Annotated in this window: 21 protein-coding genes and 2 pseudogenes; 14 read left to right on the top strand and 9 right to left on the bottom strand. The window is 59.2% G+C overall.

The genetic code is table 11. The features are described 5' to 3' along the window. Window positions 1-59: 59 nt before the first annotated feature. The 4 genes from JFT87_RS06140 to JFT87_RS06125 form a co-directional block, all read right to left on the bottom strand. A complete protein-coding gene (locus tag JFT87_RS06140) occupies window positions 60-494 on the bottom strand; it encodes an acyl-CoA thioesterase (RefSeq protein ID WP_201199731.1) in 435 nt (144 codons plus the stop codon). Between the two features lie 144 nt (window positions 495-638). Further along, window positions 639-1,865 (bottom strand): 3-hydroxyacyl-CoA dehydrogenase, encoded by a 1,227-nt coding sequence (locus JFT87_RS06135; RefSeq protein WP_201199729.1) that lies wholly within the window; start codon window positions 1,863-1,865, stop codon window positions 639-641. 236 nt (window positions 1,866-2,101) lie between these two features. Continuing rightward, complete coding sequence (locus tag JFT87_RS06130; protein ID WP_201199727.1) at window positions 2,102-4,030, bottom strand: RecQ family ATP-dependent DNA helicase; 1,929 nt, start codon at window positions 4,028-4,030, stop codon at window positions 2,102-2,104. A gap of 181 nt (window positions 4,031-4,211) precedes the next feature. Next, on the bottom strand, window positions 4,212-4,715 hold the full coding sequence (locus JFT87_RS06125) for a polysaccharide deacetylase (protein ID WP_201199724.1): 504 nt from the start codon (window positions 4,713-4,715) through the stop codon (window positions 4,212-4,214). A gap of 302 nt (window positions 4,716-5,017) precedes the next feature. Here JFT87_RS06125 and JFT87_RS06120 point away from each other — a divergent pair, with 302 nt between their 5' ends. The 5 genes and pseudogenes from JFT87_RS06120 (at window position 5,018) to JFT87_RS06100 (ending at window position 8,010) form a co-directional block, all read left to right on the top strand. Next, a complete protein-coding gene (locus JFT87_RS06120) occupies window positions 5,018-5,278 on the top strand; it encodes a hypothetical protein (RefSeq protein WP_201199722.1) in 261 nt (86 codons plus the stop codon). A gap of 106 nt (window positions 5,279-5,384) precedes the next feature. Next, a pseudogene (locus JFT87_RS06115) lies at window positions 5,385-6,526 on the top strand (hypothetical protein). 349 nt (window positions 6,527-6,875) lie between these two features. Beyond that, the gene (locus JFT87_RS06110) at window positions 6,876-7,172 is read left to right on the top strand and encodes a hypothetical protein (protein WP_201199720.1); all 297 of its coding nucleotides are present in this window, start codon (window positions 6,876-6,878) and stop codon (window positions 7,170-7,172) included. 122 nt (window positions 7,173-7,294) lie between these two features. Continuing rightward, complete coding sequence (locus JFT87_RS06105; RefSeq protein WP_201199718.1) at window positions 7,295-7,738, top strand: hypothetical protein; 444 nt, start codon at window positions 7,295-7,297, stop codon at window positions 7,736-7,738. Continuing rightward, on the top strand, window positions 7,738-8,010 hold the full coding sequence (locus tag JFT87_RS06100) for a type II toxin-antitoxin system RelE/ParE family toxin (RefSeq protein ID WP_201199716.1): 273 nt from the start codon (window positions 7,738-7,740) through the stop codon (window positions 8,008-8,010). Before JFT87_RS06105 ends, JFT87_RS06100 begins: the two co-directional genes overlap by 1 nt. A gap of 164 nt (window positions 8,011-8,174) precedes the next feature. Here JFT87_RS06100 and JFT87_RS06095 read toward each other — a convergent pair whose 3' ends face one another. Continuing rightward, window positions 8,175-9,716: a phosphoenolpyruvate carboxykinase gene (locus tag JFT87_RS06095; RefSeq protein ID WP_201199713.1), complete on the bottom strand. Its 1,542-nt coding sequence runs from the start codon at window positions 9,714-9,716 to the stop codon at window positions 8,175-8,177. Window positions 9,717-9,898: 182 nt separating this feature from the next. Next, the gene (hslO, locus tag JFT87_RS06090) at window positions 9,899-10,801 is read right to left on the bottom strand and encodes an Hsp33 family molecular chaperone HslO (RefSeq protein WP_201199711.1); all 903 of its coding nucleotides are present in this window, start codon (window positions 10,799-10,801) and stop codon (window positions 9,899-9,901) included. Window positions 10,802-10,903: 102 nt separating this feature from the next. On the opposite strand from hslO, the pseudogene JFT87_RS28300 reads away from it, so the two are divergent. Further along, window positions 10,904-11,290: pseudogene (locus tag JFT87_RS28300) on the top strand (hypothetical protein). Between the two features lie 132 nt (window positions 11,291-11,422). On the opposite strand, the gene JFT87_RS06085 reads toward JFT87_RS28300, so the two are convergent. Next, window positions 11,423-11,830 (bottom strand): RNA-binding S4 domain-containing protein, encoded by a 408-nt coding sequence (locus JFT87_RS06085; protein ID WP_201199709.1) that lies wholly within the window; start codon window positions 11,828-11,830, stop codon window positions 11,423-11,425. A gap of 218 nt (window positions 11,831-12,048) precedes the next feature. Between JFT87_RS06085 and rimB the strand changes: the two genes are divergently transcribed. Together rimB and rimK are read left to right on the top strand one after the other, a co-directional pair. Continuing rightward, entirely contained in the window at window positions 12,049-12,528 is a 480-nt protein-coding gene (gene rimB, locus JFT87_RS06080) for a retropepsin-like aspartic endopeptidase RimB (RefSeq protein ID WP_446739715.1), read from the top strand. Further along, window positions 12,525-13,430 (top strand): 30S ribosomal protein S6--L-glutamate ligase, encoded by a 906-nt coding sequence (gene rimK, locus JFT87_RS06075; protein WP_054047778.1) that lies wholly within the window; start codon window positions 12,525-12,527, stop codon window positions 13,428-13,430. The genes rimB and rimK overlap by 4 nt, the downstream gene beginning before the upstream one ends. 128 nt (window positions 13,431-13,558) lie before the next feature. Here the strand turns inward: rimK and JFT87_RS06070 are convergent, their stop codons facing one another. Both JFT87_RS06070 and ompR read right to left on the bottom strand, forming a co-directional pair. Beyond that, the gene (locus JFT87_RS06070; RefSeq protein WP_201199707.1) at window positions 13,559-14,872 is read right to left on the bottom strand and encodes an ATP-binding protein; all 1,314 of its coding nucleotides are present in this window, start codon (window positions 14,870-14,872) and stop codon (window positions 13,559-13,561) included. Window positions 14,873-14,986: 114 nt separating this feature from the next. After that, window positions 14,987-15,727, bottom strand: coding sequence for an osmolarity response regulator transcription factor OmpR (gene ompR, locus JFT87_RS06065; RefSeq protein ID WP_054047784.1), 741 nt, complete (start codon window positions 15,725-15,727; stop codon window positions 14,987-14,989). Between the two features lie 361 nt (window positions 15,728-16,088). Here ompR and JFT87_RS06060 point away from each other — a divergent pair, with 361 nt between their 5' ends. From JFT87_RS06060 to tauC, 6 genes are all read left to right on the top strand, one after another. Further along, window positions 16,089-18,413, top strand: a complete 2,325-nt coding sequence (locus JFT87_RS06060; RefSeq protein WP_201199704.1) for a Tex family protein — start codon at window positions 16,089-16,091, stop codon at window positions 18,411-18,413. Further along, window positions 18,413-18,796 (top strand): PaaI family thioesterase, encoded by a 384-nt coding sequence (locus JFT87_RS06055; protein WP_007972875.1) that lies wholly within the window; start codon window positions 18,413-18,415, stop codon window positions 18,794-18,796. Before JFT87_RS06060 ends, JFT87_RS06055 begins: the two co-directional genes overlap by 1 nt. Window positions 18,797-19,178: 382 nt before the next feature. Beyond that, complete coding sequence (gene gshA / locus JFT87_RS06050) at window positions 19,179-20,762, top strand: glutamate--cysteine ligase (RefSeq protein ID WP_201199702.1); 1,584 nt, start codon at window positions 19,179-19,181, stop codon at window positions 20,760-20,762. 303 nt (window positions 20,763-21,065) lie between these two features. Further along, complete coding sequence (gene tauA / locus JFT87_RS06045; protein WP_201199701.1) at window positions 21,066-22,043, top strand: taurine ABC transporter substrate-binding protein; 978 nt, start codon at window positions 21,066-21,068, stop codon at window positions 22,041-22,043. A gap of 15 nt (window positions 22,044-22,058) precedes the next feature. Continuing rightward, window positions 22,059-22,853 carry a taurine ABC transporter ATP-binding subunit gene (tauB, locus tag JFT87_RS06040; RefSeq protein WP_201199700.1) on the top strand — a complete coding sequence of 265 codons (795 nt, stop codon included), beginning with the start codon at window positions 22,059-22,061 and terminating at the stop codon, window positions 22,851-22,853. Continuing rightward, window positions 22,850-23,683, top strand: coding sequence for a taurine ABC transporter permease TauC (gene tauC / locus JFT87_RS06035; protein ID WP_201199699.1), 834 nt, complete (start codon window positions 22,850-22,852; stop codon window positions 23,681-23,683). Before tauB ends, tauC begins: the two co-directional genes overlap by 4 nt. Window positions 23,684-23,751: the final 68 nt, after the last annotated feature.

Genomic DNA, 23,751 nt, shown 5'->3' with positions numbered 1-23,751 from the left:
CGCAGCCTGTGGCAGCACCTACACCTGTAGGAGTTGCCGTAGGCTGCGATTTTTTTGCTTTATTCCACCACCAAACGCTCCAGCGCCTGACGCAACTGTGCAGGAATCGGCACCGGCTGATTGCTCGCCCGATCCACGAACACATGCACGAAACGCCCGGCCGCACAGGCTTCATCTTCACCTTGCTTAAACACCGCCAGTTCGTACTGAACCGAACTGGTGCCCAGCTTACCGACCCGCAGACCGATCTCGATGCGATCCGGGAAGGCGATGGACGCGAAATAATCGCAGGCCGAACTCACCACAAAACCCACGACTTCACCGTCATGAATATCCAGGCCACCGACTTCGATCAGGTAAGTGTTCACTGCCGTGTCGAAGAAGCTGTAGTAGGTGACGTTATTGACGTGACCGTAGGCGTCGTTGTCGTGCCAGCGGGTGGTAATGGGCTGGAAGTGCGGGTAGTCGGTGCGTTGGGGCATCGGGCTGGACATCGATCTGCGATTCCTCAAGAAAGTTTGGCGAGTCTAATTTAAAACCGTGGCGTGACCTCCGCGAGCAGGCTCGCTCCGACATTTGAAAATGCGCTCTCCTGTGGAGCGAGCCTGCTCGCGAAGGTGTCAGCAGCGCCGCCAGACTTAACGATCAGCAAACCCCTTACCCACCGCCGCCAACTCCCCAATCAACCGCGCCGGTTTCCACTGATCACCCTGCCGGGTCTCTAACGCCAGCAACCGCTGGTGAATATCCGCCAACCCTTGCTGATCCGCCCAGGCCATCGGCCCGCCCTTGTCCGCCGGGAAGCCATAGCCATTGAGGTAAACCAGATCAATGTCATGGGCCGATCCGGCAATGCCTTCCTCAAGGATCTTCGCCCCTTCGTTGACCAGTGCCAGCAAGCTGCGCTCCAGGATCTCCTGAGGGCTTATCTCGCGGCGTTGGAAGCCCAACCCCTCGCTGACTTCCAGCACCAGCGCATCGACCGCCACATCGTGCTCAGCCTGCCGACTGCCCGGCTCATAGTGGTAGTAACCGTCGCCGCTCTTCTGGCCAAACCGTCCCAGCTCGCACAGCCGGTTTTCTATCTGAACTTGCGGCGCATCCTGCCCTTTGCCGGCCAGTTGCCGGGCACGCCATCCCAGATCGATGCCGACCACGTCGTACATGCGGAACGGCCCCATGGCGAACCCGAAACCTTGCAGCGCAGCATCCACTTGATAAGGAAACGCCCCCTCAAGCAGCATTTTGCGCGCCTCAAGCACGTAAGTATTGAGCATGCGATTGCCGATGAAACCATGGCAGTTACCGGATACCACGCTGACCTTACCCATGCGTTTGCCCAGCGCCAGCGCGGCGTCGAGCACCGCCGGAGCGGTTTGCGCGCCGCGGACGATCTCAAGCAGTTTCATGATGTGCGCCGGGCTGAAGAAGTGCAGGCCCAAGACGTGTTGCGGGCGGCGAGTGGCAGCGGCAATCGCGTCGATGTCCAGCGCCGAGGTGTTGCTGGCCAGGATCGCCTGGGGTTTGAGCAGGCCATCCAGCTCACGGAAGATTTTTTGCTTCAGCTCGAGGTTTTCGTACACCGCTTCGATCACCAGATCGACATCACAGATCGCCGCGTAATCGGCCGCGCTGGTCACTCGTGCAATGCGGGCGTCTGCTTCGGCCTGATCGATCCGGCCCTGACGCACGTTGTGGGCGTAGGTGTCGGCGACAGCAGCCAGCGCCTGTTCAAGCATCTGCGGATTGTTATCGACCCATTGCACCGGCAACCCGGCGTTGGCCAGGCACATGACAATCCCCCGGCCCATGGTGCCCGCGCCGATCACGGCGGCGCGCTGAATATTGAACGGCGTCTGGCTCATTGTTGTTCTCTTGTTGGCGATCCAAAGACAGCCTTCACCATAGTCAGCTGCCGCGCTTTTTTGAAATTTATTCCTGTGATGAGCAACATTCAGCAGATGGATGCGGTGCCGCAAACACCGCAGATCCCTGTGGGAGCGGGCTTGCTCGCGAAGACGGATTGCCAGTCGACATCATTGCGGACTGTCATACCGCTTTCGCGAGCAAGCCCGCTCCCACATTGGCCATGTTTCAACCGTCAGAGATGCGCTTGCGCCCACTCCCGCACTTCGGCATATGGGTAATCCTCAAGCGCACCAGACCCCGGAATCGTCCGCGCCTTGAGTTTGGTGAACAGCGGCACGCTGATCCCGCACAAAAACCGCGTCACCCGCTCCGCCGACGGGAAATGCCCGGTGTGCTGTTCGTGCCTGTGGATAAAGTCGCCGCATAACGCTTCAAAGTTTTTATCCACAAGCGCCGGCAACTCTGGCGGCGCCGGCAGTCGCGCCACATCCCCGTGACACACCGAACAATGCCCGCACTGCCGCGGCGCATTTTCGTCGCCGAAGTACTCAGCCAGGCGATAACCCAGGCAATGGTCGGTGGCGAACAGATCAAGCATCGCGTGAATCCGGGCGATCTCGGTTTGTTCGTGACGGGTGAAGTAGGCATGCAGCTCTTCGCTCAAGGCCTGGGCATCAAAACCGGTTTGCAGCAGGCTGTAGACCTCGGTCATCTGCTTGCTTTCAAGCTCTACCCAGCCCTTTTCCTGGAAGTAATCCAGTGCCTTGACCACCCGATTGCGCTCGGCCGAATGCTGTTCATACAGCGCATCGAAATTCACCGTGGCCCAGGTTCGTGCGCGGCTGGAGGTCTGGATGATCGCCGCGACGAAGTCCTTGCGCTCGCCCTCGAAACGCGCAAGCAAGGCCTCCGGTTCCTGCAAATACTTGAAACGGTATTCAGCGTAATAGGCATATCGCGGGGCGATGATTGCGCGCAGTTCCAACTGCACCAGCAACGTCTTGAGCGGCAACTGGCGAATGTTGCTTTGATCCGCCAACGGCCCCAGCAAAAACTCCCACTGCCCCTCGGGCGTAGAGGCTTGCAACTCGTCGAGTACGCAGCGGATGCCGTCCAGTTCCGGGGTGTCGCCGTAGACGAAATTTTCCAGCACGTTGATGCTGTCGCGGTTGGCCAATACCAGGCAATCGGACGGCTGCCCATCACGCCCGGCGCGGCCGATTTCCTGGCTGTAGTTTTCGATGGATTTGGGCAGGTCGAAATGCACAACGTTGCGGATGTCGCTCTTGTCGATGCCCATGCCGAAGGCGATGGTCGCGACGATGCAATTGGACTGCCCGCCCATGAAGCGCTTTTGAATGCCTTCACGTTGCTCGTGGGGCAAACCGGCGTGATAGGCCTCGGCCTGGATGCCGTTGCGGCCCAGATGTTCGGCGATGTGTTCGGCGGTTTTCTGCAAGGTGACGTAGACAATGCTCGGCTGGCCGGGGCGTTGACTCATCCACTCGACCAGACGTCGGCGCTTGTCCTGACCACGTACCGGCTCCACCAGCAGATTAAGGTTCGGCCGGTAGAAACCGGTGGTCACCACATCTTCAGGCGCGATGGCGAATTTCGCCTCCATGTCCGCGATCACTTTGGGGGTCGCGGTGGCGGTCAGCAGCAGCGCTTGGGGGATGTTGAACTGACGCTGGTAGTCCGGAAGTTTGAGGTAGTCAGGGCGGAAGTTGTGGCCCCACTCAGAGATGCAGTGTGCCTCGTCCACCACCAGCAGCGAGATCGGCACTTGCTGCAAGAAATTGCGGAAGCGCTCGTTCTTCAGGCGCTCCACGGAAATCATCAAAATCTTCAACTCGCCGGACTTGGCCCGGGCCATCACATCACTGGCGTCGTCGCGGCTCTGGGCCGAATCGATACTGCCGGCCGAGATGCCGTGGCGCTGTAGAAACGCCAGTTGATCCTGCATTAGCGCCAACAGCGGCGAGACCACCAGTGTCAGGTGCGGCAGCAACAACGCCGGCAATTGATAACAAAGAGACTTGCCCGAGCCGGTCGGGAAAATCGCCGCCGCCGAGCGCCCGGCCAACACCGCGCTGACCGCCGCCTCCTGGCCGGGTCGAAACTGTGGATAACCGAAAACCTGTTCCAGGGTGTTGTGCATAAGCTGTCACTCCGTTGACCGCTGCGATGCCAAAAGCCTAGTCGGCGATTGCAGCGAGTCGAGAAAAGGTCGGGGACCAAAACGATACGGGATGATACAGCGATTACTTGAACGCCACGGCCCCCTGTGGGAGCGAGCCTGCTCGCGAAGAGGCCGGTCAGAACAACACAAAACCTGAGGTTCAGGGCCGCAACACCGCCACGCGCAGTTGCTGGTCTAACACTTGCTCGTGCACGTCCTGGCTCTTGCTCACCCACAACGCATGCGCTGGGCTGATGTCGCCAGTAAATGCCGCCGCCAACTGCCGCAAGTCAGCCACGCTGCGCACTCGCGGGCAGAAGGGTTGTTCATCACAATCCTGACTGGCGTTGCGATAGGTGCTCAGCAAACGATCCCACAATCCATCGCGTACTTGCCTGATCGATTTGAGCTGCACGTGCGGCACGCCGAGTCGTTGCTCAAGCCCCTTCTCGTCCAGCGCTTCGCTGGCCAAAAGGGCTTTGGCGAACATCAGCACCTCACCCCGCGAGGCAGTGTCCATGTCCGTCTGGCTGGACAGCGCGTCCGGCCAACCTGTGCGTTGCAGATTGTTGAACATCAATGCGTTGCCTGCGTCAGACGCCATCGTCAGACGGCAACCGCTGGCCCACAGCAATAAAATCGAGGCCATTCGTAGCCATTGCATACCCAATTCCCTTTAAGCGCGTGTCAGACGTTTGGAAACGTCCTACAGATTCTGGCGCGCACGATACAGCGGTTTACCGCGAATCGCCTGACAAACCCGTGGGAAATTTTTCGTCTAAGGGTTTTGCCTTTAAAAACTCTATAAATGGCGTAGGGCATCTCCTCAAACCCCGGAAAAACCCCTACAAACACTGTCCATTGCGGCCGTCTTGTTCCGCTGCCCAGCGGCCTCCTATAGTGGCCGGCGCGGCTTTGAATATTCAGTCTGCCGCCCGAGCGCCCTCGAACAGGACAAGCCTCACCATGATCAATCGTTATCACCCACTGAAGACCTGCTACAGCGAAAATCCCGTCATGGTGATCGACACCAACGCCAGCCACAGCGATCTGCTTGATGCTGCCGATCAACGCCTGCGCGCCGCCAGCGATCTGCTGGAAACACTTTACTGTTTGTGTTTCAAACAAGCCGACGTAAAAGACATTCCCAACATCGTCAATGCGCTTTATCTATTGGTACAGGACGGCTGCGACTTGCTGCAAGTTGCAAAACTTCAAGTTAAATAACACCCGACAAATACAACACTCACAAACCTGGATACAACCCCACGCTTTATTAATTATCAAACCGCGCACTAACGTGTCTGCTCTTATATCCAACAAGGGCAACGTCATGACAGTCGTCACCATATTTTTTGCGGCACCGGCTCTAACAAGTTCGACATCAACCATGAAAACTTCTGGGATGGCGAACTGGTATCGACGCTGGCCTCTCACCATGCCGGACGCGAATTCGCCGAATGGATTGTGGTCGACGGACCAGGCAGCGGCAACCTGCAGGCCGATGATCTCTTCACCCAGACCAAGGATTACGGCCTCAGCGGCACGCTGTTTGGCAAGGGCTGGGAAGAAAACGTGCAACACGCCATGAACATCCTCAAAGGTCGATGTGACTGGCAGCGCCAACAACTGACCGAGGCCGAATACAACCGACTAAAAGCCGCCGGTATTCCTATCGAAGATGTAAAGGCAGAGGGTTCCTGGTTTTGGCGCAAATACAACTACGGCGACCGAAGCGTCACTCAACAGAAGTTGCAGGAACAGATTATCAAGACGTTCCGCAAAGACGGAGTCATCCCCACTCAAGTTAACCTGGTCGGCTGGAGCCGCGGCGGTATTAGTTGCCATATGCTGGCCAATGCGATGTTCAAGGACAACGCACTGAAGAATATCCCGGTTAATATTTTCGCTCTGGACCCAGTTCCCGGCATTGGCAACTTTCAGGACGAACGCGTCAAACTCGCTGCCAACGTCAAAGAGTATGTCGGTTTCTATGCTCGCGACGAGCGCTCCAAAGGCTTCAGCTGTGTCATTCCACAGACCGCCACGGGCACCAAAACCTACATCTACCCAATGGCCGGCCGCCACGCCACCATGGTCGGCAACGCCACCGCCAGCGGCGGCGTTCCGACCAGCGCCAACGACCGCAAAGCACTGATCGAACCCGGCCGCATCGTCCGCCACCTCGCCGAGGTCTGCCTCAAGCGCTGGGGCGTGCCACTGAACAAAACCCTGAACCTGACCCAGGCCGACCTGCAAAACGTCAGCAATGCAATCGCCCGCGACGAGGCGAAATACCAGCTGATGCGCAACCTTTCCTACACCTACTTCACCGAGCGGGACAAAGGCGAACGCTATGTTTCGCTGGGCAGCAAAGGTGTAGCGTTCTCGACAGTAAAAGGCCCGATCTACAAACCGGCGACGGGGTTGGCGACGAGTTTGCTGGATATTTCGGCGTATGCGCATTTGCGTTGAAAAGTGTTGATCAAACGGTCGTAACGTCCGGCAAATTATTCGTCCGGTTCCTACAAGAGCAGACTCTTTGTCGACTATCGAGGCTTGAGGGGGTGGAACTATAGTCGTGACTGTCGCTGCCAAATCAGCGACTCGGGCTTGGTCACCTGAAAAATGAGAGAGAACTTACGCATGCCCTTGTATGCTTGCCGACATCTTTTGTGCGGCACGTTTTATGGCGGCTGTGTTTGGGACGCCTCGGCGTGCCGGGGTTTTCCTCTCCCTTGGTTGACCAACCCGAACACAGTTCGCCACCCATCGCTTGGTCACGATGGTTGCGATCCTTCGGATATACAAAAGAGAGAAACCAATGAAGACATCGAATCCGCTCACTGATCGCTACCGCCCGCTGCAATCCAATCTCACCGATTCCCCGCCCCTGATCATCGACACAGCGGCCAACCCCCAAGACATCCTCGAAGGCGCCCTCCAACGCATCCGAGCCTCCAGCGACCTCCTCAAAACCCTGCACTGCATCTGCTTCAAAAACGGCGACGTCGAAGACATCCCTCACATCACCCACGCGCTCTTCCTGCTAACCCAGGACGGCTGCGACCTGCTGCAAGTCGCACAGCAGCAAATGCTCAACTGGAAAGCTCCGGCGTAAAAATCTGCCACACCAAAAGAGCATGAATGCTCGACGCAAATGTCCAAAGCAGGAGTTGAAATTTGCAAACTACTATTGATTGCGTACGATGTGAGCCACTGTTCAATCAAGGGCTCACCTTCATGACCACTGAAACTATTGATCACAGCACCCTTGCTCGATTGATTGAAAACGGATCCGTCAGCAGCACGAATATCGTCGCCCAACCGGGCGGCTGGTCGATTCAAATTTCGCAGGGAAGAAAAGAATGCTCGCTGGCAGCGCAGCGTAGTGGTCAGGTACGTCTGTTCAAGCGGCTTGAAACGCTGGTGACCTATTTGCAAGGATTGGGTATCAGCCACTTCAATGTAGACGCCTCCAGTTACGACCCCCAGCAATTGAAAACCTACGCTCGGCCTGATCGTGCCGAAGCAATGAAACACGCCCACGAGACGGCCGCTTATGAGGAATGGTTCAAGCGACAGGTGCAACTCAGCATTGATGACCCAAGGCCGAGCATCAGCGATGAAGACAGCCGCCGAATATTTGCTGCCAAACGCGATGCTCTCCGTAAACGAGCGCGCTGATGAGGTTGGTCTGGCGCCCTGAGGCGCATGACGACCGAGACCGAATAATGGATCGAATTAGTCAGGACAACCCTGTTGCAGCTGCCGATCTCGACGAGATATTCGAATCAAAAGGGGAAGTCGTCCGACAGCGCCCGACCTTGTACAGAAAAGGCAAAGTTGAGGGCACACGAGAAATCGTCGCAGCCTCCAATTACATCATCGTCTACATGATTAAAGATGATTGCGTGCAAGTTCTGCGAATAATGCATGCCCGGCAGCAATGGCCGTGATAACCGAGAACCGGGATTTCGCGATTCCTTAAGTGACATTATTTTCGCTAATTAGCCGCAATACTGTTGGAATAATGGCAGTTTAGCTGTACCACCCACTAAATCTTCGCCCACAAAAAAGCCGCCCTAAAAGGGCGGCTTTTTCATTTCGCTAAATCCAAGCCTTACAGCTTAGGACCAGCAGCCTTAATCGCATCACTCACTTCAAACTTCTTGAAGTTCTCAACAAACAACCCAGCCAACGCTTTAGCAGCTTCGTCGTAGGCAGCCTTGTCAGCCCAGGTATTACGCGGGTTCAACAAACCAGTCTCAACACCAGGAACAGCCAACGGCACGTCCAGATTGATGGTGTCCAGGTGCTCAGTCTCAGCACCGATCAACGCGCCGCTCTGGATCGCTGCAATCACGCCACGAGTGGTCGGGATGTTGAAGCGCTTGCCGACGCCGTAGCCGCCGCCAGTCCAACCGGTGTTAACCAGGTAGACCTTGGAGCCGAAGCCGCGGATGCGTTTGATCAGCAGTTCTGCGTATTCGCCAGCCGGACGCGGGAAGAACGGTGCGCCGAAGCAGGTGGAGAAGGTCGATTTGATGCCGCTGCCGGAACCCATTTCGGTCGAGCCCACCAGTGCGGTGTAGCCGGACAGGAAGTGGTAGGCCGCTTGTTCTTCGCTGAGGATGGACACTGGCGGCAGGACGCCGGTCAGGTCGCAGGTCAGGAAGATCACAGCGTTTGGCTCGCCACCGAGGTTTTTCTCGGAACGCTTGGCAACGTGCTCCAGCGGGTAGGCGGCGCGGCTGTTCTGGGTCAGGCTGACATCGGCGTAGTCGGCGTGCTTGGCGTCGTCGATGACGACGTTTTCCAGCACAGCGCCATGCTTGATGGCTTTCCAGATGACCGGCTCGTTTTTCTCGGACAGGTCGATGCACTTGGCGTAGCAGCCGCCTTCGATGTTGAAGACAACGCCTTCGCCCCAGCCGTGTTCGTCGTCACCGATCAGGTAACGGCTTTCGTCGGCGGACAGGGTGGTTTTACCGGTGCCCGACAGACCGAAGAACAGGGTCACGTCGCCTGCTTCGCCGATGTTGGCAGCGCAGTGCATCGGCAGCACGTCAGCGGCCGGCAGCAGGAAGTTCTGCACGGAGAACATGGCTTTCTTCATTTCACCGGCGTAACGCATGCCGGCGATCAGCACTTTTTTCTGTGCGAAGTTGAGGATCACGCAACCGTCGGAGTTGGTGCCGTCACGCTCAGGCACGCACTCGAAGTTGGCCACGTTGAGCACTTGCCACTCGTCACGACCGGCCGGGTTGTACTGCGCCGGGTTGATGAACAGGCAACGACCGAACAGATTCTGCCAGGCAGTCTGGGTGGTCATCTTCACGGCCAGGTAGTGGTCTTCGGACGCACCTACATGCACGTGGGAAACGAAATGCTCTTGCGCGTTGTTGAACGCCTCGACGCGAGCCCACAGCGCATCGAACTTGTCGGCCGGGAACTTGCGGTTGATCGGGCCCCAGGCAATGGCTGCCTGAGTGGAAGGCTCTTCTACGATGAACCGATCGACTGGCGAACGGCCGGTGCGGTGACCGGTGCGAACAACCAGCGCGCCGGTATCGGCAAGCTCGCCTTCACCGCGATTCAAGGCTTCTTTTACCAGATCATCAACACTCAGATCGGTGTACACGGCGTTATTGGCTTGCGTCATGAGATTCCCCGTCGGCCAGTGGCCGAGTGTGCTCCAAACGTTTTGTAGTAGAAAGTCGTGCACTACTACCGCGACAAAAAGTGGGCCGGATTATGCCAGAAACGCCCAAAAATAGTAGGGCCCTCCCGTCGTAACGGCGTTAATCCGGCGCTAAGCAGTGAATTTACCTGCGCTGAACCGTTTTAGTGCCGGGTATCTGACGGCGTATCCACGCCCGCACCAGCGAACAATTGGGTGATATCCGCGGCATCAAACAGGTAGCGCTGGTTGCAAAACTGGCAATCGATCTCGATATTCCCGCCATGTTCGATGACCAGCGACTGGGCGTCTTCCAGGCCCAGGCTGACCAACGCATTGGCCGAACGTTCGCGCGAGCAACTGCAACGGAAGCGCAGTTTCTGCACATCGAACAGGCGCACTTGCTCTTCGTGGTAGAGGCGATGGAGCACGGTTTCGTTGTCCAGGCTCAGCAATTCATCGGCGGTCAGGGTGCTACCCAACGCGGTGATGTGCTGCCAACTGGCGGCGCGTTCTTCTTCGTCTTTCAGGCGGTCGGCGGGCAATTGCTGCAGCAGCAGGCCACGGGCGCGACGGCCATCGGCGTAAAGCCAGAAGCGGGTGCCAACCTGCTGCGACATGACGAAATAGTTGGTGAAGCACTCGGACAGGGTTTCGCCGTCGAGGTCGACGATGCCCTGGTAACGCTGGCCCTGGGTCGGGTCGACGGTCAGCGCCAGCACGCCGTTGGGCATGAGGTCGGCGAGGGTCGCGTCAGGGGCGATCTGGTCGGCTTCGTAACGGGCCAGGCCACGGATTTCGCGCTCGCTGGAGCACTCGATCATCAGCAGCGGAATCGGGCCATCGGAACGGGCCTGCAGGATCAGCAAGCCATCGAACTTCAAGGTGCCGACCAGCAACGACGCAGCCGCCATCAGTTCGCCCAGCAGTTGCGCGACCGGCTCCGGATAGGGGTGTTTGGCGAGCACTTCAGCGTAGCTACGTTCCAACGCAACCAGCTCGCCACGGGTGTCGCTGTCATCAAAGATGAAGCGTTGGGTGAAGTCGGTATCCGATAGATCGGTCATAGGTCTGGGTATCTGAATTGATGACAAGAAGGTTACAGAACGTAGAGTTGCGCCTTTGCGGCACCATTTTGGTGCGCGACGTTCAGCCATTGGAGGCATTTTATGAACAATCCGGGTTTGTTCCAAGCAAGGTGGAACCTGCCCCGGCTGGTTTTGTGCAATTTTGTGCCTTTGGCGCTGTTGGCATTCTGGTTATGGCCTACGGGTCAGATGCTGTGTGTGCTTTTCGACGAGTGGCTATTTCGCCGACTCAATGCCCCGTTGGCCAGTCACCCGATATGGCTCCATGTGTAGGCAATTACAAGTCTGCGTCCATTTGAAGCGGTGGTCGGGGGGATTTTGCTGGCGGTGTGGGCGCTGGGCTGGGGTTACTACTCGCCATTTGCGTATCACGCTTCAGAGTTTTTCCTGACAGTGATGGCGCCACTGTTTGGACGGCAGGGGAAACTGCCGGGGGTTTCGCGGATGAGTGTGGTGCGCAGCGCCTGATATCCGGGGACGGCCGGCGAGTGCTGCGCACTCGTTCGCGGGCAAGCGACGCTCCCACAGGTGATCTCGGTCTAATGTGGGAGCGGGCTTGCTCGCGAAAGCGGCTTCACGGCCAATGCAGGAACATCAGGCTCACTCGTCGTTACTGCTTCCACGAAACTTGAACAAATCCCGACGCTGCTTTTTGCTCGGTTTGCCATCGGTGCTCACGCCCAGCGAGCCGGCCTTGCGCATCGCAGCCGCCGCTTCACGCTTGGCGACGCTCGCCTCGGTCTCCGCATACAACGCCTGAGCCTCCGGCGCGCCACGGCGCACGATCGACAGCGCCTGGACCACTATCGTCTTTTCCTCAAACCCTATGCGGATCTGAAACTCGTCACCGACTCGCGGTTCCTTGCCCGGTTTACAGCGCTCACCCCGACAATGCACCTTGCCGCTCTCGATGGCCGACTTGGCCAAGGCACGTGTTTTGTAAAAACGCGCGGCCCACAACCATTTATCGAGACGGACCTTGTCGTCCTCTTCCTGTTTTTGTGCCATATGAATTCCTCTTTCAGCCAATAGTCGGAACTGTACTACCGTTTCTGTCATGTCATGAATGACCCCGTCCCGGATTACAATGCGCGCGTTCCGACGCCTGCTTGCGAGGCCGGAAATCCGGGCTGTAGAAATCTGTCGCCTTTTAACCCTTATTCTGCGTGAATACCGCGAATCCGGCCCCGTGCGGACTGAAGCGGTTGTCACGGTTGAGCATTTTTTTGAAGACATTTGACCATTTGACCGTTGTCGGTCTGCGCGAGTGGGTGGCGCTCCCGGATTTGGGAGTCGCGGGCCTTCGGGCAAAAATCGACACCGGCGCCAGCACCTCCAGCCTGCACGCCACCGACATCGAACCCTTCGAGCGGGACGGGCAAGAGTGGGTGCGCTTCACCGCGCACCTGGGCACGGTGGTGCAATTGCGCCACCGACGCTGCGAGGCGCCGCTGGTGACGATGAAAACCATTAAAAGCTCCAACGGCCATGCGCAGATGCGTTACGTGGTCAGCACCACCCTGGCCCTCGGTGATCGGGTGTGGCGGGTCGAGTTCACCCTCGCCTGCCGCAAGTCCATGCGTTATCGGCTGCTACTCGGTTCCAAAGCCCTGATCGACGGCCAGTTGGTGGTCAATCCGGGGATTAAATACGTTCAAGACAAGCCGGTGTTCCCGGTATCTACCTCCTCCACAGGTGTTGCATGAAGATCGCTGTGCTGTCGCGGAATCCGCGTCTGTATTCCACCCGTCGTCTGGTCGAAGCCGGTATCGAGCGTGGCCATGAAATGGTGGTGATCGACACTTTGCGCGCCTACATGAACATTGCCAGCCACAAGCCGCAGATCCACTACCGCGGCAAGCCGCTGGAAGGTTTCGATGCGGTGATCCCGCGGATCGGTGCGTCGGTGACGTTTTATGGCTGCGCGGTGTTGCGCCAGTTTGAAATGATGGGGGTGTTCCCGCTCAACGAGTCGGTGGCCATCGCCCGTTCGCGAGACAAACTGCGTTCGCTGCAACTGCTGTCACGCCGGGGCATCGGTTTGCCGGTCACCGGGTTTGCACACTCGCCGGACGACATTCCCGATTTGATCGACATGGTCAACGGCGCACCGCTGGTGATCAAAGTGCTGGAAGGCACCCAGGGCATTGGCGTGGTGCTGTGTGAAACGGCGACGGCGGCGGAGTCGGTGATCGAAGCGTTCATGGGCCTGAAGCAGAACATCATGGTTCAGGAATACATCAAGGAAGCCGGCGGTGCGGACATTCGCTGCTTCGTGGTCGGCGACAAAGTGATCGCGGCGATGAAGCGTCAGGCCAAGCCTGGGGAATTTCGCTCCAACCTGCATCGCGGTGGCAGCGCGAGCCTGATCAAAATCACCCCGGAAGAACGCATGACCGCATTGCGTGCAGCCAAGGTGATGGGGCTGGCCGTGGCGGGGGTGGATATCCTGCGTTCCAATCACGGGCCGCTGGTGATGGAAGTGAATTCGTCGCCGGGTCTGGAAGGGATTGAGACCACCACCGGCAAGAACGTGGCAGGGATCATCATTGAGCACCTTGAGAAGAATGGTGGGCCGAATATGACGCGCACCAAAGGCAAAGGCTAATCCGTTAGAGATCTGGCGACTGATTGGCCGCCTTCGCGAGCAAGCCCGCTCCCACAGGGAAACGCATTCCAATGTGGGAGCGGGCTTGCTCGCGAAGAGGCCATCAGCCGCGCTGCAAAAACCGATCTCTAAACGGCATCCCGTGGCAACATCAGCCCAAGCGGCAACCGAACCCGCGCTTCAAGCCCGCCACCCGAACGGTTACGCAGCTCAACATTGCCGCCATGCATCGAAGCAATCCGCTTCACGATCGCCAAGCCCAACCCTGTGCCCTTCCCGCCCCGAGCCCGATCGCCACGGGTAAACGGGTTGAAGATCGCCTCCAGCTCCGACGGATCAATCCCCGCCCCACGGTCCATCACACTCAGCACCACATAGGGCGCGCTGGTGTCCCCGGACACATAAGCCGCGACCTCAACACCGTTGCCGGCATGGTGCAAGGCGTTGCCAATCAGGTTGTTCAACAAGCGTTTCATCGACACCCGACGTAGCGGGAACGGCTGGATCGGTTCCAGGCGCAAGCGCACTTTCTCTTCGTTCTGGTTGTACGGTGCGGCGACTTCGCGCACCAGGTCGCTCAGGTCCACCTCTTCCACCGACTCGTCACGACCGTCGCGAATGAACGCCAGGAACTGGTCGAGAATCGCGTCCATATCCTCGATGTCGCGCACCATGTCGTCGCTCAGGTCGCTGTGGTCGCCCATCAGCTCCAGGGACAAGCGCAAACGGGTCAACGGTGTTCGCAGATCATGGGACACCCCGGCCAGCATCAACTCTCGCTCGCGACCAGCCTGTTCGACGTCTTCGGCCATCTGGTTGAAGGCGCGGTAAACCTCGGCCATCTCGCTCGGCGTGTCGCTGATCGGCAGGCGCACGCTGCGGCCCTGGCCGAGTTGCCTTGCGGCATAGACCAGGCGCTTCAAAGGTTGATTGAGCTGGCTGACGAAGATCCACGCCGAGGCGGTGGAGAGCAAGCCGATGGCGAGAAACCAGCCAAGCACGTTCCAGATTTTCTGGCCGCGCAGCGGATGCGGGTACAGCGGCACTTTCAACCAGCCATCGCCCAGGCTTGGCGCCCGGACCCACAGCGCCGGCGGGGAATGCATGCGTAATCGAACTTCAGTGTCAGCCCCCAGCTCTGCCTGCATCTGCCGCTGATAGATTTCGCTGTATGGCCAGTGTTGTTCGCCTTCCGGCACGCCTGCGCCCACCACCCGGATCAGGGTCGCGGCATCGGCAATCTTCGCGCGGTTTTCTTCATCGGCGGCCCAATAGGCGCGCAGCGTCAGGGCGACGCCGTGGCTGTATTGGCGGTCCACCAGCACGTCTTCGTTCATCAACAGATAAACCAGGGTCAGCGCTTTGGAGAACAGGACGACAATCAGCACCAGCCACAGGGTGCGGGAGAAGAAACTCTGGGGGAACCAAACGGGGGTTTTCATGAATAACCGCTACACACTTGCAGGAGCGAGCGATGCTCGCACATTGCGGATCGCGAGTCTGCGGGCAAGGTCGATTGACCTCTTGCCCGCACACCCGCTCCTACAAATCGCCGATCACTTGGTGGCGGCGCCGTCCGGAACGAACACGTAGCCCACGCCCCAGACAGTCTGGATGTAGCGTGGCTTGGATGGATCGGGTTCGATCATCCGGCGCAGACGGGAGATCTGCACGTCGATGGAACGCTCCAGGGCATCCCATTCCCGGCCACGGGCCAGGTTCATCAACTTGTCGCGGGTCAGTGGCTGACGGGCGTTCATGACCAAAGCCTTGAGTACCGCAAACTCACCGGTGGTGAGCATGTGCACTTCATCGCCGCGCTTGAGTTCGCGGGTGGCCAGGGACAACTCGTAGTCACCGAAGGTCACGCTTTCGTCTTCGCTGCCCGGTGCGCCAGGTACAGGCGCAGCCTGACGACGCAGGACCGCTTTGACCCGGGCCATCAGCTCGTCCGGGTTGAACGGCTTGGCCAGGTAATCGTCGGCGCCCAGTTCCAGGCCCTTGATGCGGCTCAGCTCATCGCCCTTGGCGGTCAGCATGATGATCGGGATCTGATTGTTCGCGCCGCGCAGACGGCGGCAGGCGGTCAGACCGTCTTCGCCGGGCAGCATCAGGTCGAGTACGACCAGATTGAACACTTCACGGGCCAGCAAGCGGTCCATCTGTTCGGTGTTCGGTACGGCACGGGCACGGTAGCCCTTGCTGACGAAAAAGCGTTCCAGCAGGCTGCTCAGCCCAGGATCGTCGTCAACAATAAGAATTTTTTCGCCTTCAGCATTGTTTGCAGTGCTGCTCATTAGATGCTCCTTTTAGCTCGGCGCGCATTATGGCGTAGCTGCCGTTATACGCACCGTGTGCATTGTTAGCAGATTTTTCCTTCACTGCCAGAACTCAGACCTTTATGCCTGCCGGGTGCAATGCCCCCGAATGGCTGAACGCTGGTTATAATGCGCGGCGTTTTGTGTCAGGCAACGTCTGATCGTTACTGTAGTAGGCCGCTTTTTATTTTTAAGGCGTGCGCAGTAATTGTTCGATTTCACGGGTCAACGGGATGCCTGTTGACCCAGGTAGCGGCGCAGGCCAGGCCGCTCAACCAGTCTCGCCGAGCCTTTAACCCTGCGCCTGCGAGCCTGCTTTCACAATTTGTCAGGTGGTTTTATGGACAGCATCAACAGCCGCATCGCCGAGGAACTCGGTGTACGCCCACAACAGGTCGAAGCGGCCGTCGCGCTACTCGATGAAGGCTCTACCGTTCCCTTCATCGCCCGCTACCGGAAAGAAGTGACCGGCAGCCTCGATGACATCCAGTTGCGGCACCTGGAAGAGCGTCTGCGCTACCTGCGAGAACTCGACGAACGGCGCATCAGCATCCTCGCCAGCATTCAAGAGCAAGGCAAGCTGACCCCGCAACTCGAACGCGACATCAAACTCGCCGACACCAAGACCCGTCTCGAAGACTTGTACCTGCCGTACAAGCAGAAGCGCCGCACCAAGGGCCAGATTGCCCTGGAAGCCGGCCTCGGCGACCTGGCCGACGGCCTGTTCAACGACCCGTCCCTGACGCCAGACACCGAAGCCGCACGCTTCATCGACGCCGGAAAAGGCGTGGCCGATGTGAAAGCCGCCCTCGAAGGCGCCAAATACATCCTGATGGAACGCTTCGCCGAAGACGCCGGCCTGCTGGACAAACTGCGCAGCTACCTCAAGCAGGAAGCCACCCTCAGTGCCCGCGTGATCGCCGGCAAGGAAGAGGAAGGCGCCAAGTTCCGCGACTATTTCGAACACGATGAGCCACTGAAAAGCATGCCGTCGCACCGTGCGTTGGCGATTTTCCGTGGCCGCAACGAAGGCATTCTCAGCTCCGCGCTGAAAGTCGGCGACGAGCTGCCGGGCGCCATGCACCCGTGCGAAGGCATGATCGGTCAGCAATTCGGCATCCAGAACCAGAACCGCGCCGCCGACAAATGGCTGGGCGAAGTGGTGCGCTGGACCTGGAAGGTCAAGCTTTACACCCACCTCGAAACCGACCTGCTGGGCGAGCTGCGCGATGGCGCAGAAACCGAAGCGATCAATGTGTTCGCGCACAACCTGCACGACTTGCTGCTGTCGGCCCCGGCCGGCCCGCGTGCCACTCTGGGCCTCGACCCGGGCCTGCGCACCGGTTGCAAGGTCGCCGTGGTCGATTCCACCGGCAAGCTGCTGGATCACGCTACGGTTTACCCGCACGTGCCGCACAACAAGTGGGACCAGACCCTCGCGGTCCTCGCCGCCCTGTGCGCCAAGCACGCCGTGGACCTGATCGCCATCGGCAACGGCACCGCCAGCCGCGAGACCGACAAACTGGCCGCTGAGCTGATCAAAAAATACCCAGCCATGAAGATGACCAAAGTCATGGTCTCCGAGGCCGGTGCATCGGTTTACTCGGCGTCGGAACTGGCTTCCAAGGAATTCCCGGACCTCGACGTGTCGATCCGTGGCGCGGTGTCCATCGCTCGTCGCCTGCAAGACCCGCTGGCCGAGCTGGTGAAGATCGATCCGAAATCCATCGGCGTCGGCCAGTACCAGCACGACGTGTCGCAGCTGAAACTGGCGCGCGGCCTGGACGCTGTGGTCGAGGACTGCGTAAACGCCGTGGGCGTGGACGTGAACACCGCTTCCGTGGCGTTGCTGGCCCGCATCTCTGGCCTCAACGCGACCCTGGCGCAGAACATCGTCAGCCACCGCGACGAGCACGGCGCGTTCAAAACCCGCGCCGCGTTGAAGAAAGTCGCGCGTCTGGGTGAAAAAACTTTCGAACAGGCTGCCGGTTTCCTACGCGTGATGAACGGCGACAACCCGCTGGATTCGTCCGCCGTTCACCCGGAAGCCTATCCGCTGGTGCAGCGCATTGCCGCTGAAACCGACCGCGACATCCGCTCACTGATCGGTGATGCAAGTTTCCTCAAGCGTCTGGATCCGAAGAAGTTCACCGACGAGACCTTCGGTCTGCCGACTGTCACCGACATTCTGCAAGAGCTGGAAAAACCCGGTCGCGACCCGCGTCCCGAGTTCAAGACCGCCGAGTTCCAGGAAGGCGTCGAAGACCTCAAGGACCTGCAACTGGGGATGATCCTCGAAGGCGTGGTGACCAACGTGACCAACTTCGGCGCGTTCGTCGACATCGGCGTGCATCAGGACGGTTTGGTGCACATCTCTGCGCTTTCAGAGAAGTTCATCAAGGATCCGCGCGAAGCGGTGAAGGCCGGTGACGTGGTGAAAGTGAAGGTCATGGAAATCGACATCCCGCGCAAACGCGTTGGCCTGTCGATGCGCATGAGCGACACCCCGGGCGAGAAAATCGACGGTGCCCGTGGCGCACGTCCAGGTTCGGCGCCGCGCCAATCCCAGAACACTGCACCGCGCAAGGAAACCACAGCGGCAGCCCCGGCCAACAACGCCATGGCTTCGCTGTTCGCCAACGCCAAGCAGTTGAAGAAACGCTGATGGACATCCCTGCCGGGCTGACCGAAAGCGCTTTTTTCAAGCTGCTGGGGTGTCGCTTGCACAGCCTGGAAACCGGGGTGGCGCAAGTCGCCCTGGCGCTTGAGCCAGAGCTGCGCAATCGCGGCGGCAAGCTGCACGGCGGGGCGTTGTTCAGTCTGGTGGACATTGCCATGGGGCTGGCCTGTTCCAGCACCCACGGCTTTGACCAGCAGAGCGCGACCATCGAATGCAAAATTAACTACATTCGCGCCGTTTCTGACGGTGAAGTGATGTGCACGGCGCGGGTAATTCACCCGGGCCGGCGCACGCTGGTGGTTGAAGCTGACGTGATGCAAGGCGACAAACTGGTCGCAAAAGCACAAGGCACGTTCGCTGTCCTGTAGATGAATGCCATCAATTTGAGTTAATTTCGGCGCTACGACTGCGGCGTCGAACTTTTCTGTGTCCGCAATAGCCAGATTCAGGGAGTGAAGTTGGCAATTAACTGTGAGTCTGTGCGGCTGATGCCCGCCAGTTAAGACGCACAACCTGTGGGAGCGGGCTTGCTCGCGAAAGCGGTGTGTCAGGCGACGTTAATGTTGACTGACACACCCTCTTCGCGAGCAAGCCCGCTCCCACAGGGGGTTGCGGTGATCAATCCTTAACTGGCAGGCATCAACTCTGTATGGCTCAAGAACCAGGCGAAAACGCCAGTTTTAACTTCACCCTTGTAGACCGTCTTGCCCACCCCCATATTGGGGCGACTGACGCGTGAAGGAATCCAACTTGAGCGAACTTCTCAACCGCCGCCTGGCTCTGCTCGGCGAGCGCGCTAACCTCTCTCTGCTCGAACAGTGCCTTCACGGCATCGAACGTGAATGCCTGCGCGTGACCGATGAAGGTCGCCTGGCGCAAACGCCGCACCCGGAAGAATTGGGTTCCGCGCTGACCAACGAACAAATCACCACCGATTATTCCGAATCGCTGCTGGAGTTCATCACGCCCGCCCTGCCGGATCCGGCAGACACCCTGGCGAGCCTGGACAGCATTCACCGTTTTGCCTACAGCAAACTCGGCAACGAGTACCTGTGGAGTCCATCGATGCCGTGCCCGTTGCCGGCCGAGGAAGACATCCCGATTGCCTATTACGGCACGTCCAACATCGGTCAGCTCAAGTACGTCTACCGCAAGGGCCTGGCCCTGCGCTACGGCAAGACCATGCAGTGCATCGCCGGGATTCACTACAACTTTTCCCTACCGGAAAAGCTCTGGCCGCTGCTCAAAGAGGCTGAAGGCTTTGTCGGCACCGACCGTGACTATCAGTCGTCGGCCTACATCGCGCTGATCCGTAACTTCCGCCGCTACAGCTGGCTGCTGATGTACCTGTTCGGTGCCTCCCCAGCGCTGGACGCCGGCTTCCTGCGCGGTCGCTCGCACCAATTGGAGCAACTGGACCCGGACACGTTGTACCTGCCGTACGCCACCAGCCTGCGCATGAGCGACCTCGGTTACCAGAGCAACGCCCAGGCCGGCCTGACGCCGTGCTACAACGATTTGGCCAGCTACACCGACAGCCTGCGCAAAGCGGTGGCCACGCCGTATGCACCGTACGTTGAAGTCGGCACGCACAAGGACGGTGAGTGGGTTCAGCTCAACACCAACATCCTGCAGATCGAAAACGAGTACTACTCCAACATCCGCCCGAAACGCGTGACCTACACCGGCGAACGGCCGATTCAGGCATTGGTGGCCCGTGGTATTCAGTACGTCGAAGTGCGTTGCCTGGACATCAACCCGTTCCTGCCGATGGGCATCGACTTGCAAGAGTCGCGGTTCCTCGATGCGTTCCTGCTGTATTGCGCGCTGAACGACAGCCCGCTGCTGGCCAACACCACTTGCAGCAACGCGACCTCGAACTTCCTCAGCGTGGTCAAGGAAGGTCGTCGCCCAGGCCTGCAATTGCAGCGCGACGGTCAACCGGTGGACATGAAGGAATGGGCCACCGAGTTGCTGGAGAAGATTGCCCCACTCGCAGCGCTGCTCGATCAGAGCCATGGCGGCGATGCTCATGCCAAGGCGTTGACTGTGCAACTGGAGAAGGTCAAGGATTCGTCCCGCACACCTTCGGCCCAAGTACTGGCGGCGATGGCTGAGCATAAGGAAAGCTTTGCTCAGTTCTCCCTGCGTCAGAGCCGTGTGCATGCGGAGTATTTCCGTAGCGAGCCGTTGAGCGTCGAAGATCAGGCGAAGTTTGAAACCCGGGCGCGCTCGTCGCTGGCGGAACAGGCGGAGCTGGAGCAGAACGAGGTTGGCGATTTCGATGTGTTTGTCGGGTCGTATCAGGCGAGTATTCTGGCCATCAGCAACTAACCTCTGAACGCTTCCGCAGCAACCGCAAATCATTGTGGCGAGGGAGCTTGCTCCCGCTCGGCTGCGCAGTAGCCGCAAAACCAGACAACCGTGTTTTGGCATTCAAGAATGTGATTGTCTGGATTGGGAGTCCTTCGGCCTCCAGCGGGAGCGAGCTCCCTCGCCACAAAAGCGATTCACAACTACGCTTTCTTAGAATTTTCCGCTCATAAGCTAATTCGAAAAAGTTATTTATTTTCTGATTCTTATATCATTTAGTCTCCTTTCTCGCCGACTCTCGGTCGCCTGACAAGGAGCTTCTCAATGAAACTGAATTTCCCTCTTCGCCTCCTGGCGGCCGCGTCCCTGGCTGCGGCGAGTTTCTTTGCCCAAGCGGCTGACGTGACCGTCGCCTACCAGACCACCGTGGACCCGGCCAAAGTCGCCCAGGCTGACGGCGCTTACGAAAAAGCCACCAACGCCAAGATCGACTGGCGCAAATTCGACAACGGTGCCGACATCATTGCCGCCATCGCGTCCGGCGACGTGCAGATCGGCTACCTCGGTTCCAGCCCTCTGACCGCCGCAATCACCCGCAAAGTCCCGGTCGAAACCTTCCTGATCGCCACCCAGATCGGCGCCGCTGAAGCGCTGGTCGCTCGCGACGGCTCCGGGATCAAGACCCCGCAAGACCTGATCGGCAAGAAAATCGCCGTGCCATTCGTTTCCACCGGGCACTACAGCCTGCTCGCCGCGCTGAAGCACTGGAACATCGACCCGTCGAAAGTCACCATCCTCAACCTTGCGCCACCGGCCATCGTCGCCGCGTGGAAACGTGGTGACATCGACGCCACTTACGTCTGGGACCCAGCTCTCGGCGTAGCCAAGGAAAACGGCAAAGTGCTGATCACCTCCGGCGAACTGGCCAAGTTCGGCGCGCCGACCTTCGATGCCTGGATCGTGCGTAAAGACTTCGCCGAGAAGCACCCGGAAATCGTCACCGCGTTCGCCAAAGTGACCCTCGACGCCTACGCCGACTACCGCAAAGACCCGAAAGCCTGGCTCGCCAACCAATCCAACGTCGACAAACTGGTGAAGCTCTCCGGCGCCAAGGCCACTGACATCCCATTGCTGCTGCAAGGCAACGTCTACCCGCTGGCGGCTGATCAAGTGATCACCCTCGGCGCGCCGACCACCAAGGCCATCACCGACACCGCCGCGTTCCTGAAAGAACAAGGCAAGGTCGAAGCCGTACTGCCGGACTACGCCCCGTACGTCAGCGCCAAATACATCACCAACTGATCGGAGTTAACCGCGATGGCTTTGCTACAGCTGGAGCGCATCAGCGCACAGTACCCCGGCAGTCCGGAACCGGTACTGACGGATATTTCCTTGAGCCTTGGGCCCCAGCAATTGCTGGTGGCCCTCGGCCCGTCCGGCAGTGGCAAGACTTCGCTGTTGAACCTGATTGCCGGTTTCGTCGAGCCTAGCGCCGGGCGCATCACCCTGGACGGCGTGCCGGTCAAAGGACCGAGCGCCGAACGTGGCGTGGTGTTCCAGGACGACGCCCTGCTGCCCTGGCAGGACGTGTTGGCCAACGTCGGTTTCGGTCTCGAACTGGCCGGCGTCTCACGAGACAAACGGGAAATCCGCGCTCGGGAAATGCTCGCGCTGGTGGACCTTTCCGGCTTCGAAAACCGTCGGATCTGGCAGCTCTCGGGCGGCCAGAAGCAACGCGTCGGCCTCGCCCGCGCCCTCGCTGCCGACCCACGCGTTTTGCTGATGGACGAACCCTTCGGCGCCCTCGATGCCTTCACTCGCGAACAGATGCAGGAGCTGCTGCTGCAAGTCTGGCAGCGCACCGCCAAACCGGTGTTCCTGATTACCCACGACATCGAAGAAGCGGTATTCCTCGCCACTGACCTGATTCTGTTGGCGCCCAACCCTGGGCAAATCGTCGAGCGCCTGAGCCTGGACTTTGGCCAGCGTTATGCCGCTGGCGAGTCGGCACGGACGATCAAGTCCGACCCGCGCTTCATCGAAACCCGCGAGCACGTACTCGCCAAGGTGTTCTCCCAACGTAGCGCCGCCCAGCGGCAGGAGCGCGCATGAGCAGCTATGAAATTCCGGCCGTGACGGTTAAGCCGGGGTCAAAGGTGATTCCGCTGCGGCGCAGCCTTAGTACTCGCTGGATCAGCGTGTTGACGCTGGTCGCTCTCGTATTCATTTGGTGGGCGGTTACGGCCACAGGAATGATCGAACCGCTGTTCCTGCCGCCACCGTCCGCCGTGCTGCAAAAAGGCTGGCTGCTGGCGACCACGGGCTATATGGATTCAACGTTGTGGCAGCACTTGGGCGCGAGCCTGAGCCGTATCGGTCTGGGCCTCGGCTTCGCAGTGCTGACTGCCGTGCCGGTCGGCATCGCTATCGGCCACAACCGCATCGCTCGCGGGATTCTCGATCCACTGATCGAGTTCTACCGCCCTATTCCGCCGCTGGCTTACCTACCGCTGATCGTCATCTGGTGCGGCATCGGTGAGCTGTCGAAAGTCTTGCTGATTTACCTGGCGATCTTCGCCCCGATTGCCATCGCGACAGCGACTGGCGTGCGCACGGTTGATCCAGCCAAATTGCGCGCTGCGCAGTCCTTGGGCGCGACTCGGGCGCAGTTGATTCGGCATGTGATTCTGCCAAGTGCGTTGCCGGATATTTTGACCGGTGTGCGCATTGGTCTGGGCGTGGGTTGGTCGACACTGGTCGCCGCTGAGTTGATCGCCGCCACCAGCGGCTTGGGCTTTATGGTGCAGTCGGCCGCGCAGTTCCTGGTCACCGATGTGGTGGTGCTGGGGATTCTGGTGATCGCACTGATCGCCTTCGCCATGGAAATGGGCCTGCGCGCACTGCAACGCAAACTGGTGCCATGGCACGGCCAGGCACACTGATTACTCATGTGGGAGCGGGCTTGCTCGCGAAAGCGGTGTATCAGTCGCAGCAATGTTGCCTGACATAC

It is taken from the genome of Pseudomonas sp. TH15 (genome assembly GCF_016651105.1).
In the GTDB taxonomy this organism is placed as follows: domain Bacteria; phylum Pseudomonadota; class Gammaproteobacteria; order Pseudomonadales; family Pseudomonadaceae; genus Aquipseudomonas.
The sequence above is the reverse complement of the archived record's forward strand: the minus strand, read 5'-3'. Positions and strand labels throughout refer to the sequence as shown.